This window comes from Nitrospira japonica (genome assembly GCF_900169565.1).
Taxonomy (GTDB): Bacteria; Nitrospirota; Nitrospiria; order Nitrospirales; family Nitrospiraceae; genus Nitrospira_C; species Nitrospira_C japonica_A.
In genome coordinates this window covers 3,373,853-3,389,940 of the sequence record NZ_LT828648.1, presented here as the reverse complement: position 1 = coordinate 3,389,940, position 16,088 = coordinate 3,373,853, and the positions used below count along the sequence as shown (strand labels likewise).

Here is a 16,088-nt window from a genome sequence, read left to right as displayed (position 1 = left end):
GTTCCCATCCGGTTTCGTCGCGGCTCGCGAGAGACAGGTGCGGCAACCCTCCGCTAAAATGCGCAGCATGAAAGAACGTCGCAGTGCAGATCTGTACCAAAGCGCCGAGCAACAACTGGGCGCCATTGCGGCCACAATACAGCGGGATGAAGCACTTGATCTCACACGGCTTTCAACGTTGGCGGATGCCATTGCCGAGGCCGTGAGCGACGACGACCAGTTGGTCATTCATGCTCTCGCCGGACCGGTTGGTCCCCCCCTGGTTACCAATCTTATCAACGTCAGCATCCTCAGCGCGAAAGTCGGGGCCGGACTCGGTTATTACGGGAAGGAACTACAGCAACTGGTACTCGCCGCCTTGGTTCACGACATCGGGCTGTTCGCGGTTCCACAATCCGTCGTTGCCAAAGCGGGTCGGCTGACCGGCGACGAGCGGACGTTGATCGAACAACATCCTGAATTGGGTTATCAATTGATTCGCAAGGTCGGCGCCGAGTGGGAATGGCTTGCATTGGTCGTCCGGCAAGCTCATGAGCGTTGGAATGGGAAAGGCTATCCCAACAAACTGAAAGGCAGAAACATCAGCGAGCTCGCTCAGATCATCGGTGTGCTCGATGTGTTCGATGCACTGGTGACGCCCCGGCCCTATCGTCGACGATTCTTTCCGCACGAGGCGGTGAGGGAATTAATCGTGGCCGAGCGAACGGCATTCCCCCGCGAGGTCGTCAAAGCATTGGTCGAACAACTATCGGCCTATCCGCTTGGAACACTGGTTCGTTTGACTACGGGAGAGGTTGGTACCGTCGTGCAGATCAATGCGCAGTTTCCCCTTCGCCCCGTCGTTGAGATTGGAAGGGGAACGGCGGCACAGGACGGCGGGATTGATCACCGGCTTCTGGATCTTAGTCGACTTCCGTTGGTCTCGGTCATTGAAACGGTGGAACCGCCGGATGTGGCGCGAATTCAGTTTCCGCCAGGCCGTACCGAGGAGCGTCGGTCTCAATCAGTTCCGTCAGTCTCCACTCAATTTTCCTCGTTGTTGGAGAGTCTGGATGCCATTGCGAATGCCATTCAAGGGGTGGTGGCCACCCGGGTGGTACCGGGCCGGGCCGGGACGATCGAACAGCCTGCACCTCCGCCGACATCGCCCGATATCGCCCCGTCAACGGATGTCTCGCTCGACAATGAGATGATCGGTCTTTTTGCATTGGAAGCACGCGAATGGCTCGCGCAAATCCATGCGGCATTCCGTCAATTGGATGGAAGACCCAGCCAAGAGATCAAGTCGAGACTGTACGGGATTGTTCTGCAGGCGTTAACGAACCTCGCCAAGTCGGCTGCGACTGTTCATCAGCGCTCGATCGAGCGCATGGCGATGAACCTGCTACCGATCCTTCACGAGGCCGGGAGGCGGGAACCCCGATCGATGCAAACGGCCCTGGTGTCTCTGCAAACGGGCCTTGATCGGATAGCCGACGCGGTACGTCAGATTGCGGGTACGGCGCCGTCCGGAACGCGTGAGCCTCTGGCATCATCTCCGAATGAGAGGAAGGAGCCTTCTTTTGTCGGAGAAATTCCCGCACAAGAGGAGTCAGAGCGGGGAGAAGCAGAATCCGAGGCCATCGGACGGATGGCCGGAGCAGTTGCATCAGGCGATGCGCTTCTGGCCGCACTGCGGGATCTTCAGCGCGTCCGGTCTCGCTCGATTCAACCGACAAGGGACGTGCTGGACGCTATCATTCATGATGCTGAGGCCAAGGGAGGCGAATTGACGGTGAAGGTCCTGCGCGAAATTCTGACCGAGCAGGACCGTGTCGATGAATCGTTTCTGGAGGAAGTGCGGTGCCGCGTTCCCGTCATAAGCCGGACCCTGACTGATCTCCAACCGACGGGTTCGGAAGAGTTTGTCGTCGCATCCAAGCTCGATCCCATTATCGAACAGGTCGAGGCATTGCATGACATTGCGGATCGTGTCCAAGCGGGGATGATGACGATGATCCTCCAGGGGTTGCGATCCCTCCTCTTGGTGGCCGCCTATCGCAAGGCCGAAAGTCTCCCCAAGCGCTTGACCGCCCTGGACAGGCGTATCTGCGCATTGGTGCCGATGGCGGAACAATGGGTGACCATCGGACGGGTGGGGCGTGCGGCGATCGCGGACATTCTTCCCGGATGAGTCGCACTTCTCATCCACCCGGCCTAAGCAGTTCGCAACCTTCATCGCTGCCTCTCTCCACGCCGTCTTAATATTCTCGCGGTTTTTCCCCCATCCATAGCCGACAGGCTATGTTCATGCATAGTGCGCATGTCCGCGGACTTCTCTATCATCAAGCTCCTCGATCCGGGTTGACGATCGATCGGTCGGTCGGATCGTTTGTCTGAGTGATCGGGGTTCGCGATGATTTTTCATCAGACGGATGGATGACAGCGGCACGGTCATGCATCGATCACACGGGCAATGCTATGATGCACTGCTTCCTATGATCTCGTGTCGGTCAGAGAAAGGAGTATCCGCGCGTGCCAAAACTTGTGACCGTGTGGCGAAAGGATGACATTTTATCCCAGGCCAAACACTATGTTCGGTCTTATATTCTTCTTCCATCCGGCATTCTCGGGCTGGTCTGCATGCTCGGTGGGATCGGCGGACTCGGCTATCAGTTCGTCACCGGCGGGTCCTACACCTGGAATACCTTTGTCGCCAGTTCCGGGCTCTTGATCCTCGGAGGCCTCTGCGGGGCGGCGCAGACCGTATATCATCGCCATTTGCTCTCCACGGTTCCGGAGGTTTTTGCCGCGCGTATGCGGGCTATTGTCAGTAGGCCGGGCAAGAAGGGGAAAGCTGATCCTCAGCACGAGGAGGTCCGGCACACAGGGCGCGCGCTGGTTCCATTTGCGTATGTCATCGGTGCGGGATCGCTGTTTGCCGGTTCGATCTGGGCGTTTCAGAGCGGATGGGTTGAGGCGATTCCGGCGGTGCTCATGCCGTGGGCCGGGTTCTATTGGGGAAAGCTATTGCTCTGGCGGGGAATCGTCCACTAGACCGCGTCAGCGAGTTGTCCGGCGGACCGGCTTGCGCGGAGACGCGCCTTTGGTCCGAGCGGTTCCGGCTTTCGCCACTTGTGTTTCCAAGAGCGCGACACGCGCTTCAAGACTTCGTACCAGTTGACGCAGCTCCGGCAGGCGAGGGATCACGGCTTGGGCCTTCATCCAGGTCTCATGGGGCATAACCGGCGCGCCTGATACGATCTGATTGGGCTCGAGATTGCGATTGACTCCCGCTCGAGCGGCGATCATCACCTGGTCACCCACTTGAATGTGGTCTGCGAGACCGGCTTGCCCGCCGATCATGACGTGGCGTCCGATCGTCGTGCTCCCGGCGATTCCCACCTGAGCGACCAGAACGGCATGTTCACCGATCGTCACGTTGTGGGCTATCTGGACCAGGTTGTCGACTTTGGTGCCTTTCCGAATGATCGTCTGGCCCAGCGTCGCACGATCGATCGAGACGTTAGCGCCGAGTTCAACGTCGTCTTCGATGGTGACTCCTCCAAGCTGGGGAATCTTGTGGTGCCGCCCCTCGTGTTGGACGTAACCGAAGCCGTCCGATCCGATGACCGTTCCGCTGTGAACGATCACTCGGTTCCCGATCGTGCACCCCTCGCGAATCACCACATTGGGGTAGATGAGGCTGTCGTCGCCGACGCTGGATCCCGCGCCGATGAAGACTCCCGGGTACAGCGTGACCCGTGCTCCCAGCGTGACCCCGTCTCCCAACGTGACGAAGGGCCAAATGGAGGGATCTGCCCCGATCCGGACGTCCGTTCCACGGATGACTTCGGTTGCGACGCCCCGGGCCTTATATGGTCTGACAAAAAATCGCTGTGCAACCTGGGCCAATGCCAGCATGGGATTGGGCACAACGATATGGGGAATCGGCAGTTCCGGAATGTGTCGATGCGCCAGAAGCGCTCCCGCACGGATCTCCGGAGTGCCTTTCAGTGCTTTATCATTGAGGACGAAAGACAATGCGTGCGGGGTGGCTTCATTCAGCGAGGTGAGGACCGACAATGCAACGGCTCCATCGCCATGGAGGGTTCCGCCGATGACTTGATGAATCTCGGAGAGCGAGCACGGATTCGACACGATCGGGACAGCCATGAGCCTGCGTCAGCCTTTGCTCTTTTTCGTCTTGGCTTTTCCCGGCCCCGAGGCGACGGGTTTGGCGGGAGCCAGACGATGTTGGACGTACTCGGCAACGGAACCGACTGTCGTCAACCCGACCAGATCCTCGTCGGGAATCTGAATGTTGAAGTTTTCTTCAATCTTGTACAGCAGTTCAATGACCGCCATGGAATCCAGTCCAAGATCGTCCCGGAGATGATAGTTTTCCTGAATGGTCAGGGGGTCTCGCCGCAAATACTCAGCCAAAGCGGCAATGATTTTCTCCATTACGACACGGTCAGTCATGTCCGTCACTCCATCAGGTTCGACATCGCTTGTGCCTTGCGATCGTCCTAGGCGGCATACCGTTTGAGTACCACGGCGGCATTGTTGCTGCCGAAGCCAAAGGCATTGAGCAGTGCCGTCTTGACCTTCCGTTCTTGCGGATTGCGGCTGATACCGGGCAATGCGCAAGCCGGATCCGGGTCGTCGTAGTTTGCGGTGGGATGGATCTGGCCTGTGTGAAGGGTCAGGACAGTGGCGATCCCTCCGATCGCGCCGGCCGCACCCAGTGTATGGCCGACGAGCGACTTGGTGGCGCTGATGGTGATGTTCTCAGCTCGTGACTTGAACAGCTGGCGTAAGGCTTTGGATTCTACGGCGTCGCCGATCGACGTTGAGGTGGCATGGGCGTTGATGTAATCGACCTGGGCCACAGTCGTTCCCGCGTCCGCCAGCGCGAGGCGCATGGTTGCGGCCACCTCCTCGCCGTCCTCGCGCGGGATCACCATATGATAGGCTTCACTGGTTGCGGCGTAGCCTGCGACTTCGGCATACACCCTGGCCTTGCGCCTTCTGGCGTGACTCAGCGACTCCAAAATGAGGGCGCCCGCTCCCTCGCCCATGACGAAGCCGTCCCGCCCCGAATCGAACGGGCGCGAGGCTTTTTCAGGTTGATCATTGTATTTGGTCGAGAGGGCCCGGAGCGAGCAGAATCCGGCGAAGACGAGCGGCGTGATACTCGCGTCGGCGCCGACGACAATGGCGACGTCCGCCCGGCCCTCGCGGATACAATGCAAGGCCTGTCCCAAGGCGTGGGCACTGGATGAACAGGCCGTCGAGATCGTCACATTCGGACCTTTTGCGCCGGTGGCCATGGCGACGATTCCCGACGCGCTGTTGAGCGTGATGACGGGGATAAAATTTGGATGGACCCGATGCGGGCGCTGGTGCTGGTACAGTTGAGTGATCTCCCGCTCTCCCATGACCATACCGCCCATCCCTGCGCCGACAATGACCCCGACCCGATGGGGATTTTCCTTGCTCATGGCTATCCCGGAATCGGTCAGGGCCTCCTTGGCAGCGACGAGTGCAAACTGCGCGTAGCGGTCGACCCGATCGGCGTACTGCGGTTCCAGATAGCGCTCCGGATCGAACTCCCGCACCTGTCCTGCGACCTTTGAACGATAGCCGTCCATCGGAAACGGGTCGAATCCGGAAATAGCCGAGATGCCCGATCGGCCGTCGAGGGCGGACTTCCAGAATTCGCTGACTCCGATCCCGATCGGAGAGACGATTCCCAGTCCTGTCACAACTACGCGAGATTTCATGCAGGTCCCTTCATTCAGCGCGTCGGTCGCCTCAGTTCTTACCGGAAGCGGTACGATGAGTCAACCTGCCTTGGCGACGGTCGGCCCGGCTCCATTTCCCATCTCCCAGAGATGGCAGAACACGGCTGTCTCTTCAATAGCGCACCTTGAGCATGAGATACAGCCCGTAGCTCAGAAACAAGGCGTTCGTCAGCCATCCAGCTAGGATTGGAGGAATGGCGCCCCCTCGTCCAAACGCGATGGAAATGGAATGGGTGGTCCAGTAGAGAAATCCGATGACCAAAGCCTGTCCGATGCCGATCGCCATACTGCCCCCTCGCGTGCCGCTGCGGCGGAGGCTCAACGCGATGCCGACCAAGACCATGATAATGGTCACGAACGGGAAGGCGATCCGTCCGTAATAGTCGGTTTTCAACCGAGTGATCTGTGAGCCGCTGTGGTACAGGCGCGTGATGTGTTCGCGAATGTCCCGGAAGGTCATGGATTCGGAATCGCTCGCGAGCCAGGTGGTGAAATCCTCGGGAATCAGCGTCAATGGGACCGGCATGCGCTCAAACGGTTGCAGAACGATCGCGCCGTCGGGATGAAATATTCGACGGAACCCCTGATGCAAGGTCCAGGCTTGATCGACGTACCGGGCCTCTTGCGCTTCCGTCATGTCGATCAGGTGAAATTGAGGGTCAAAGTGGAACAGTCGAACACCGCTGAGACTGCCGCCGCCCACGGCGACACTTTTCACCTGCAGAATGGTATCGGCTCCCATCCTGGCCCATGGCTGAGGCAGTCTCAAGGCGGTCGCCGGCGATTTCTTCTCGATGCGGATTGCGCGGATTTCCTCGGCTTTGTTCGATGCCAGCGGGATGACCGTTGAACTGAACAGCAGCAGCACCATGGCCAGCCCCATGGCCAGTGTGAGAAAGGGCGAGGTGATCCTCGGCAGACTGATGCCGCAACTCCGCATGGCGGTGATCTCGTGACTGCGAGACAGTAAGCCGAGCGTGAGCAAGGTGGCCATGAGGATGGCCAGCGGGGCGATCTGATAGGAAATCCCCGGGACTTTCAAAGCGAAGTAGCTGAGCACGTCCAGCCAACTCGCGTCATAGCGGAGGAAGCGCCGGACCTTTTCAAAAAAATCGATGACGAGGTAGATGGTCATGAGACCGGCGAAGCACATGCCGAAAATCTTGGCATACTCGCGTAGGAGATAACGAAACAGGATGGTCATCGCTATTCCCGGCTCATCTTGTAGAACCACAACACGGTCACGAGCCCGAAGATTCCATTCGGGAGCCAGGCGCCTGCGAAGGGGGACAAGGTGGCGGTCGTGACCAGAAATTCGCAGCCGACGTTCAGCACATAGTAAATGATGACGACCAGGACTCCCACCGCAAAGCCTCCGATGCGTCCGGAGCGTTTGGAGACGATGCCCACCGGCACTCCCAGGATGCAAAAGACCAGGGAAGCGGTCGGAAACGCCAGATCCTTGTAGTATTCCATGAGCCGGCGCCGAGCCGACGGGTCGCGTCCTTGTGACTCCCGCAGTTGTGCCATGATCGTTTCGTAGGACGGGCGTTCTTCGGTAGAAGCGTAGCCGCTTTGATTGAGGGATAGTTTCAAGTCATAACTGGAGAATCCCACCTGCTGATATTCATCGATGGTGTCCGGTTGGCTGTGAATCACTCCATCCTGCAGTTGGAGGGCCACCTGGCTGGTCTTCATATCGACGAAGACACGGTACCCTCGCGCCACGATGACCCGTGGGTCGTCCGGATTGCGTTCGTCCGACACGAAAATGCCGGTCGTCGAGGCGTCGTCTCCCAAATCCGATACGTAAATCATCATCTTGGGAATCGGCTCATTGAACGTCCCTCGTTCCAGAGCGAGCACCAGTTGATCGCGTAGGAGGTTGAGCGCGACCTTCTTGAGATTGGTGGAACTCCAGGGCTGGCCCCATTGGGCGAGCCAGAGGGTCAGGACAAATACCAAAAAGGCGAACAGAAACACGGGACGCGCCAGCCGAAGCAGGCTGAGACCCGCGGCGCGCATGGCGACCAGTTCCTTATCGAAGGACAATCGACCGAAGGCGGTAATGGAAGCGATGATTCCCGCGATCGGCAGCGTCAGTACGAGAAAAGAGGGAAGAAGGTTGGCGAACACCTTTAAGACCGCCAATAGGCCGACGCCTTTGGACACGAGCAGTTCGACCAGGCGGAGCAATTCGCGCGTTAACATGACGAAGCAGAGGGCGCCCAGACTGACCAAAAATGGAGACAGGAGTTCGGTAAAAATGTAGCGGTCGAGCAGCTTGGACAGCAGCATGGATGCCGAAATTCCCGAAATGGGAAGACACTATAGGCGACTTGCTGGGGCTTGTCTATCGAAGGACCGGCGAAGGACCGGTGGAAGACGAGTCCGATGACCATGTCGTCGTGGGGACGACGGTAAAGATTATCTTGACAAGTTCAAAAATCATATGGTACATGCTCCGCGGTTTGTAACCAAGATGGGTCTCGTGAGCGATTTGTCTTTTCTCGGCAAAGACCCCGTCCCTTCCTCTTCATCTTATTTTTATCATTCCTATTTGGTGCAAGTATTAACCGTGTCGTGGCACGGCAGCGTAAGCCTACGTAGCCGTTGAGGAAAGGAGGGTTTTGTGAAGACAAAAGGTACCGTGAAGTGGTTTAACGACCGTAAAGGCTTTGGATTTATCCGGCTTGATAGCGGAGAGGACGTATTCGTCCACTACTCCGCACTCCAAGGGGAAGGATTCAAAACCCTGAAAGAGGGAGAAAACGTCGAATTTGACATCGTGCAGGGCGCCAAAGGACCACAGGCTGCCAACGTGGCGAAGCAGGCCGTGGCATCCTAGCGCGGCACCTCTTTACTCGATTCTCGGATTATGTTGGACGAGGCCTGCCGGCTATCCGGCAGGCCTTTTTTGCGCGGGGTTCGTTCCGGTCCTGATCACCGGACGGTCGGATCGATTTGTAGCTGTGCGCTGCCGCCGGACGCATAGGCCAAGGTGACCTCAGCAATCTTGTAGTCATATTGGGATTCGGCCAAGCGTGTTTGCGCGGCCGTCAGGGCGACCTCCGCTTGCGTGACCTCCACGATTGATCCCAAGCCCAGCTTGTACCGTTGCTTGGACAACTGCTGGGCTTCCTGTGCCGTTTTGACCAATTCCTCGCCCAACTTGATTTGCTGGGAAAAGGTCATGGTGTCCAAGTAGGAGTTCGTGACCTGCTGTGTCAGCGCCTGCTCGATATTCATGCTCGCCGCTGCGGCGGCCTCCTTCTGCGCGGTGGCTTCCACAACCTGGTTTTCGATCAGGAATCCCGTAAAGAGCGGCATGGAAATCAGGGCGCCTGCCATCCACCAGCCGCCGGTTTGCTGGTTCTGTCTCGGATCAAAAGGTTCGAATGCACCTCCGCTGCCGATGGCATTGATGGTCGGCAGGTATTGGCGTTTCGTCGCGACCAATTTCGCCTCGGCCGAGGCGGTCTGTTCTTTGAGCCGTTGAATTTCCGGGTGGGATAGGCTGTCGCTGACCAGTGATTCTAGCGGCTTCGGCGGTGTGACCGTGACGGCAAGATCCTCAAGGACATAGTCCTCACGGCCGGCGACTCCCATCGCACGGTTCAGATCGGCAAAGCTGGACTTGAGGTCGTTTCGGCTGCGGATCAGCGACGATTCCGCATTGACCAGCTCGACCCGCATCAAATCGAGATCCAACTTGGATTTCAGTTGTTGTCGATGAAGGATTTCGATTTGGCCCGTGATGATTCCTCGTTCTCTGACCCGTTCTTCCGAAATGCGGACGAGTCGCTGCCGCTTCAGGCTGATGAGATAGGCGCGCTGTACTTGTACGATGACCAACGCCCGTCTGGCGTTGACGTCTTGGCCTTGGGCCCGTTCCGCCAGCTTCGCCGAATCGACTAAATTGCTGGTAAATCCGAAATCGTAGAGTCGCTGATTGGCGACCACACCGCCGGTAAAAATGGTCTGATTCTCCTGTAGCAGCGCGCCTCCGACTAGGAAGCGAGGGTTCGTCCGTCCGGCCCCCGCCACCGTGTCGGCATTGGCAAAGATTTGTGGGTAATACATGGAGCGAGTCTGTTGTGTTCTGGCTTCCGATGCTTTCAAATTGGCGTTCGCCTCTTGCACGACCGGGTGATGTTTCAAGGCCAATTCGATTGCCTGCTGCAGAGCGAGGAAACTGCCTTGCTCAAATGGCTCGGTCGACGATTGGCTCCACGCCGTTGCGGACATGCCAAACATGAGCAGCACGGCTAACGGCCCGGTCCTTCTGATAAATGCTGTTCGCATGGTGCCTCCTTGGTGCTCGTTCTAGGGACGACGCTTGTCCTGATCGACGGTGGCTGATTCGGCCGGCGGTAGCCCTGCCGACTTGCGTTCGAATCGCTGTCGTGCCGGCACCGCTTCCGGCAAATGGTAGGGGCTCGCGTGTACCGGCGAGCCCTCCAGCAACCGACGCTTTCCGACGACGACAACCTCGTCGTCTGCATTCAGACCCTGGACAATCTCGATGAATTTGCCGCTCGTAATGCCGGTGCGTATGGGGACCGACGTGGCTTTGCCCTGTTCCACAATAAAGACCGAGTGGCCGCTCGGGCCGCTGGTGACGGCCAGGGGAGGCAGTACCAACGCGTCCGGAATTTCTCTGAGATCAACGGTCATTTCCGCATACGTTCCCGGCTTGAGCGCATGATCGCCGTTGGGCAAGTCCACCTCGATCAGCAGACTGCGGGTCGAGGGATCAAGGGCCAGGGTGGACCGGGTCACGGTGCCGGAGAATGAACGGTCCGGAAGTTCCGTGACCGTAACCGAGGCCTTGGTCTTTCCAGCCACCACCCACGGCGACTCGTCTTGGGGAACGCTGGCATAGACACGGACCGTATCCAGATCCATGATCGTAAAGAGGGGAATGGCCGTCGTCGCCGACGACGTGGCAACTTGAATCAGCGCGCCGGGATCGGCGAATCTGGCGGTGATGATGCCGTCGTACGGCGCACGGACCTTCGTGTAGTCTCGAAGCACCGCCCGCTGCTGCATGAGATTTCTCGCGCCTTCATACGCCGCCTCGGCCACATCGACGTCCTGTTTGGCAATGACATCCGGAGCCTCGTTCCAGACCTTCATGAGGCGGTCGAACGTGATTTTCTTGATCTTGTAGTCCGCCATCGCCTGCAGATACTGTTCTTCGACCTCCGGCGCATCGATCACGGCGACCACCTGATTTTTCTTGACCGTGTCGCCCTTGTCCGGCCCGATCCATTTCAGATAGCCGGACACCTTGGCGTACAGCGTCGTTTGATACAGCGGAGCGATGTTCGCCGGCAGCGTAATCGAGTAGACCAAGAGTTGTTTGGACGGCTTGGTCACCTGTACGTCCACGGGCTTGTTCTCATCGGCGTTTGGAGCATCCGGCTCGTAGGAATTACCGGAAGCCGGCTTGGGATTGTGCGCCGCTTCCTCCCGTCCGCAGGCGGTGACGACCAGGAACAGCGAAAACACGCACAGGCTCAGCGAGACAAACCTCATAGCGTCAGATTTCCTCTCCTGTCGCGGAAGGTGTCGGCGACACGATCGGATGTACGCGGCGGCCGAGAACCACCGCATGCATCACCGGCACAACCAGCAGGGTCATGACGGTGGAGACGGCCAGGCCACCGACGACCGCCCGAGCCAATGGCACCATCGTTTCATTGCCTTCGCCGAATCCCAGGGCAAGGGGCAACAGGCCGAGAATCGTCGCCAGCGCGGTCATCAGAATCGGACGAATCCGGCGTTTACCCGCTTCCAGGACCGCTTGTTCGGCGGTCGCGCCAGCCCGAACCATTTGGTTGGCGAAATCGACGAGCAGGATACTATTCGATACCACGATCCCCATCATCATGAGCGTTCCGATCATGGATTCCACGTTTGCGGACGTGTTGGTCAAAAACAACAGCATCACGGTGCCGATCCATCCCAGGGGGACTGCGACCAGGATGATCAGCGGATCGATCATGGAGCGAAACAGTCCGACCATTACCAGATAGATCAGCAGAACGGCCAGCGGCAGGGCCAGCGCGAAATTGCTAAAGGCCCCTCGCATATTGGCCACTTCCCCTTTGATGTCGATCGTCACATCCTTCGGCAACTTGACCGAGGCGAGCACACGTTCGATGTCGGCCGCGACGCGCCCGAGGTCGTTGCCGACCGGGGTGACCAGGACATCGACCAGGCGAGACAAGTCATAGTGATCCACGCTGTCGGGCCCGGTTCGTATCTCGAGTCCCGCGACATCCCGCAGAAGCACCGGAGGGCCCCGCCGCTCATCCGTTGAATAAAATCCGGCCGACAGGTCGAGATTGCGCCCGGCGAAGGGCGTATTCTGCAGGGCGATCGTCGAGCCGCTGGAGCCGGCCGTGGTCAGGGCCGATGTCGCATTCAGCGGCGTCCGGGCGCCGATGACCGGAATGTTTAGGAGATCCTCCGTTTCGGTCAGAGACTGTTCAGGATATTGCGCTAGCAGGTAATAGCCGTTGGACGTCTTGGGATCGAGCCAGTAGTTGGGACTCAACGCCAGATTGGAGCTGATACCGGTAATAACGTCGACGATCACACGATCCTGAGTAAGACCGTAGTAGGCGGACTTCGTGCGGTCCACGTTGATGTGAAGCTCGGGGTAGCTCTTACCCTGCTTGATGCGGACGTCGGTGGTATTGGGGATTTCAGTAATCCGCTCACGGATCTCTTCCGCGACCGGTCGGATCACGTTCAGTTTCGGTCCCTTCACTTGAATGTCGATCGGCGCGCGCAGGCCGAAATTGAGCACGTCACTGATGATGCCCCCCGTCTGAAAACTGACCTCTACTCCGGGAAGGGACTGCCCGAGCTTCTTCCGCAACGTCGCAATGTAGTCGTCGGTCGCCCCCTCATGGCCGGTGACGAGATTGACCAGGATAAAGGCGGTGTGGCTGCCCGTATTGGGCGCGAAGCGGGCTGCGTCCCCGAAGTAGAGGCCGATATTCGAAATGACCTCCTCCAGATCGTGTTGAGGGATGGTTTCCTGCACCAATCGCTCGATATCGGCCACGATCGCGGTCGTTTTCTCGATCCTCGATCCCTCCGGCGCCACGACGATCATCGTGAAGTTGCCGGCATCGACTCTGGGGAAGAATTCCGTCGAAAGCCGTGGAACGATCAGCAGTCCGGCCGCCAGCAGCGCCGCGAGGGCCCCTCCCAGCAGGACGGATTTAAAGCGGAGTCCGGCGCCGAGCAGAGGTAGATAGCCGGCGAGGATATAGCGAAACCATCCTTCGCCGGCCGAACCGGCCTCGGAATGGCTCTCATGGCCACCGGAGTAGAGTTTGGCCAGCACCACCGGTGTGACGGACATTGAGACCGCATAGTCCGCCAGCATGGCGAAGGCCACGGTCATGGCAAGAGGCACAAAGAGATATTTGATGATACCCGAGAAGAAGATGATCGGTAGATACACGATCAGAATGCACACGGTGGCGACGAAAATCGGCAGAGTAAGTTCCGTGGCGCTGTCCTCGGCCGCAGAACGTCCGTCTTTGCCCATCTCCAGATGGCGGTGAAGGTTTTCTTGCACGACGATGTTGTTGTCCAACAGGGTTCCGATGACCAACGCCAGACCGCCCAATGTCATGATGTTGACGGATTGTCCCGTCAGGTACAGCGCGACCAAGGCGGCGGTCAATGACAGAGGAATGGCCAGGCCGACGACGAGCGCCGCTTTGATGCTGTGCAAGAACAGAAAAATCATCAAGCCGGCGAGCCCTGCGCCGAGCAAGCCTTCTTTTTGCAGATTGGCAATGGCTTGTCTGATATAGAGCGACTGGTCGTAGATGAATTTCACCGTCGCGCCGGCCGGGATTTCGGTGAGCTTGTGAAGTTTGGCACGGATGCCGTCGGTCACTTCGAGGGTATTGGCCCCTTCCTGTCTGGTGATCGGCAGATACGTCGCCTCATGACCGTTCACCCGCACGACGGAAGTCTGAATGGCGGTGCTGTCCGCGGCCGTTCCGATGTCGCGCACGAGGATTGGTGTGCCGTTCACCACTTTGATCGGAATGTCGTTGATTTTCTCCACCACGTCCACGAGGCTGTTGCTGTAGACGTAATAGTCCAGGTCGCCGATCTTGATGTCGCCGGCCGGGATGATCGCGCTTTGGGCGTTGACCGCTTTCACCACATCGGAGGGCGATACTCCTCTCGCCAGCATTCGCTGCTGATCCATGAATATGGTGATCTGTCGGACTTTGCCCCCCAGCGGCGGTCCGAAGGAGATGCCCGGAATATTGGCGATTTGATTTCGCACCGTGAAATACGCCAGATCGCGGATCTCCTTCGGCCCGAGATTCTCGCTGCTGATGGATAAGAGTCCAATCGGCAAGCTGGCAACGCCGAATTTGTATACGGAAGGCGGATACACTCCGGGTGGCAGCAATCTGATGATGCTGTATGCGAGGCTCGTGAGCTCCGATTGGGCCGCATCGATGCCGTACTCCGGCTGGAAGAAGACCTTGATGTAGCTCATGCCGGCCAGCGACTGAGACTCGATGTGTTCGACGTAACTGGCCTCGACGAACCGTTGCTCCATGCGAAGGGTGATGGCGCCTTCCATCTCGCTGGGGCTCATGCCCCGATAGAAGGTGGTCACGAGAATAGTCGGAATCTTGATCTCGGGGAAGATGTCCACGCGCATCTTCTTGTAGGAAACCGCGCCAAGCACGAGCGCAATCATGCAGACGGCGAAAACCGCGTAGGGGTTCTTGAGGGCGGCGCGGGTCAGCATCGGCTTTCTTCAACCAGGCGCGGCGATACGTTGCAGCTGACCCAGAACCGGCACATGGTGTGGATGCATCGGACCAGTTCGTCGAATGTGTTGGGCTTGACGACATACGCGTTTGCACCGTTCGCGTAGGCTGCGGAGACATCGACGACGGAGTCCGAGGTGCTGAGTACGACGACCGGGGTCGTCGCGATGCTGGGATGCGCCCGAAGCTGCCGCAAGAACTCCTGGCCGCCCCAGCGGCGAAGATGCCAATCCAGCAGAACGACGGAAGGGGGAACCCCGAGACTTGCACGATGTAGGAGGAAGCGAAGGGCGGCCTCTGCGTCCTGTTCGGCGAAAAGCATGACCTCGAGTTCGGTTCGGAGCAACGCTTCACGAAACAGCTCGCGTTCACCCGAACTATCGTCGATCAACAAGAGCGATGGAGTAGGGGGCATGCTGCAACCATACGCAGGGAATATGCCATTGGTGCCAACATGATTCTTGCCATGAAAATGCATGCATAACATATACTTATGATCAGTACAGAATTAAAATGATGAAGTATTGGAAGAACGGTATTTAGGGAAAAATTCCTGAGTGTCTGGAGATTTTCCCTAACAAGAGGCGTTCGTCTGATATCTGGAGATGTCCTCTTCGTGCTTTGGCTGCTGTTTCCTTAGCGCGACCCGCTTCGCCCACTAGGGTACAATCACCCGTCCATGCGGTTGTCTTGGAACGTTCATTTTAGGGAGGACGGATGATTCGACGTGCGATCGCTCTCACGGTCATTGCGCTCTTGGCAGCCTGTACGTCGCCGGCGCTTCTTCCGAAACCAAAGCAGGCTGTTCCGGTGGGTTCATATCCACAGGATCCTCGCAAGGGAGCGGTGGTGCTCTCGGTGAACTGGGGACGAGCCTTAAAGTGCGGATCGTATCGCTATGCGCAATTACGAGGTTTCGGATTCGACCGGATCCCGTTACAGGCGGTGGTGGACGGGGATGTTCCGGATGTTTTCATCGAAGGTTCTCCCTATTTCAAAGAGTCGGAGCCGGTAAACTACCTGTTGGCGATCGAACCAGGGATCTATGCATTGACGCATTATGCGATTGAGGTAGCCGCTTCGACGTTCAACGTGAAGATCGGGACCGTGGGTCCTAGCGCTCTCATGAAAAACGGGGCGGTGATCGGTGGCACGTTCGATGTCAAGCAGGGCGAACTCGTCTACATCGGACATTTTGGATTATCGTGCAATGGCGAGCCATCGTTTTGGCGTGATTACCCAGACGATCCAGGGACATTTGACCAGTACAAGGCCGTAATCAAGCGGCGATACGATCTCCTGGATGTGGAATCGATGCAGTTCCGGCCATTCAAGACCACCCTATTCGGAAAACAGTAGCGGGCGACGCGTAAAGCCGCTCATGCCGAACGCGTTCTCCGGGATGACCTCGGGTTCAAGAGCCTGAGTCTCTGCTCGGTTTCATGCAGACCATGGCTGGATCGAAAGT

At 58.1% G+C, this 16,088-nt stretch carries 13 protein-coding genes; 4 read left to right on the top strand and 9 right to left on the bottom strand.

Annotated elements, in window-relative coordinates:
* The first annotated feature begins 67 nt into the window (after nt 1-67).
* Entirely contained in the window at nt 68-2,173 is a 2,106-nt protein-coding gene (locus tag NSJP_RS16080; protein ID WP_172834400.1) for an HD domain-containing phosphohydrolase, read from the top strand.
* 341 nt (nt 2,174-2,514) lie between these two features.
* Nucleotides 2,515-3,036, top strand: a complete 522-nt coding sequence (locus NSJP_RS16075; RefSeq protein WP_155970314.1) for a hypothetical protein — start codon at nt 2,515-2,517, stop codon at nt 3,034-3,036.
* 6 nt (nt 3,037-3,042) lie between these two features.
* On the opposite strand, the gene lpxD is transcribed toward NSJP_RS16075, so the two are convergent.
* The 5 genes from lpxD to lptF all read right to left on the bottom strand — a co-directional run bounded on the left by lpxD (nt 3,043) and on the right by lptF (nt 8,087).
* Nucleotides 3,043-4,155, bottom strand: coding sequence for a UDP-3-O-(3-hydroxymyristoyl)glucosamine N-acyltransferase (gene lpxD / locus NSJP_RS16070; protein ID WP_080887870.1), 1,113 nt, complete (start codon nt 4,153-4,155; stop codon nt 3,043-3,045).
* 9 nt (nt 4,156-4,164) lie between these two features.
* Nucleotides 4,165-4,464 (bottom strand): acyl carrier protein, encoded by a 300-nt coding sequence (locus NSJP_RS16065; RefSeq protein WP_080887869.1) that lies wholly within the window; start codon nt 4,462-4,464, stop codon nt 4,165-4,167.
* Nucleotides 4,465-4,511: 47 nt separating this feature from the next.
* Nucleotides 4,512-5,768: a beta-ketoacyl-ACP synthase II gene (gene fabF / locus NSJP_RS16060; protein ID WP_080887868.1), complete on the bottom strand. Its 1,257-nt coding sequence runs from the start codon at nt 5,766-5,768 to the stop codon at nt 4,512-4,514.
* Nucleotides 5,769-5,901: 133 nt separating this feature from the next.
* Nucleotides 5,902-6,993, bottom strand: coding sequence for an LPS export ABC transporter permease LptG (gene lptG / locus NSJP_RS16055; RefSeq protein ID WP_080887867.1), 1,092 nt, complete (start codon nt 6,991-6,993; stop codon nt 5,902-5,904).
* 2 nt (nt 6,994-6,995) lie between these two features.
* Nucleotides 6,996-8,087, bottom strand: a complete 1,092-nt coding sequence (gene lptF, locus NSJP_RS16050; protein ID WP_080887866.1) for an LPS export ABC transporter permease LptF — start codon at nt 8,085-8,087, stop codon at nt 6,996-6,998.
* 334 nt (nt 8,088-8,421) lie between these two features.
* Here lptF and NSJP_RS16045 point away from each other — a divergent pair, with 334 nt between their 5' ends.
* Entirely contained in the window at nt 8,422-8,637 is a 216-nt protein-coding gene (locus NSJP_RS16045) for a cold shock domain-containing protein (RefSeq protein ID WP_080887865.1), read from the top strand.
* 95 nt (nt 8,638-8,732) lie between these two features.
* Here the strand turns inward: NSJP_RS16045 and NSJP_RS16040 are convergent, their stop codons facing one another.
* Genes NSJP_RS16040 through NSJP_RS16025 form a run of 4 tightly spaced genes read right to left on the bottom strand, consistent with a single transcriptional unit; the run spans nt 8,733 to nt 15,035 of the window.
* The gene (locus NSJP_RS16040; protein ID WP_080887864.1) at nt 8,733-10,094 is read right to left on the bottom strand and encodes a TolC family protein; all 1,362 of its coding nucleotides are present in this window, start codon (nt 10,092-10,094) and stop codon (nt 8,733-8,735) included.
* Nucleotides 10,095-10,115: 21 nt separating this feature from the next.
* Entirely contained in the window at nt 10,116-11,330 is a 1,215-nt protein-coding gene (locus NSJP_RS16035; protein WP_172834399.1) for an efflux RND transporter periplasmic adaptor subunit, read from the bottom strand.
* Nucleotides 11,331-11,334: 4 nt separating this feature from the next.
* A complete protein-coding gene (locus tag NSJP_RS16030; RefSeq protein WP_080887862.1) occupies nt 11,335-14,598 on the bottom strand; it encodes an efflux RND transporter permease subunit in 3,264 nt (1,087 codons plus the stop codon).
* The gene (locus NSJP_RS16025; protein ID WP_172834398.1) at nt 14,592-15,035 is read right to left on the bottom strand and encodes a response regulator; all 444 of its coding nucleotides are present in this window, start codon (nt 15,033-15,035) and stop codon (nt 14,592-14,594) included. Before NSJP_RS16025 ends, NSJP_RS16030 begins: the two co-directional genes overlap by 7 nt.
* 302 nt (nt 15,036-15,337) lie before the next feature.
* Between NSJP_RS16025 and NSJP_RS16020 the strand changes: the two genes are divergently transcribed.
* Nucleotides 15,338-15,979: a hypothetical protein gene (locus NSJP_RS16020; RefSeq protein ID WP_080887860.1), complete on the top strand. Its 642-nt coding sequence runs from the start codon at nt 15,338-15,340 to the stop codon at nt 15,977-15,979.
* Nucleotides 15,980-16,088: the final 109 nt, after the last annotated feature.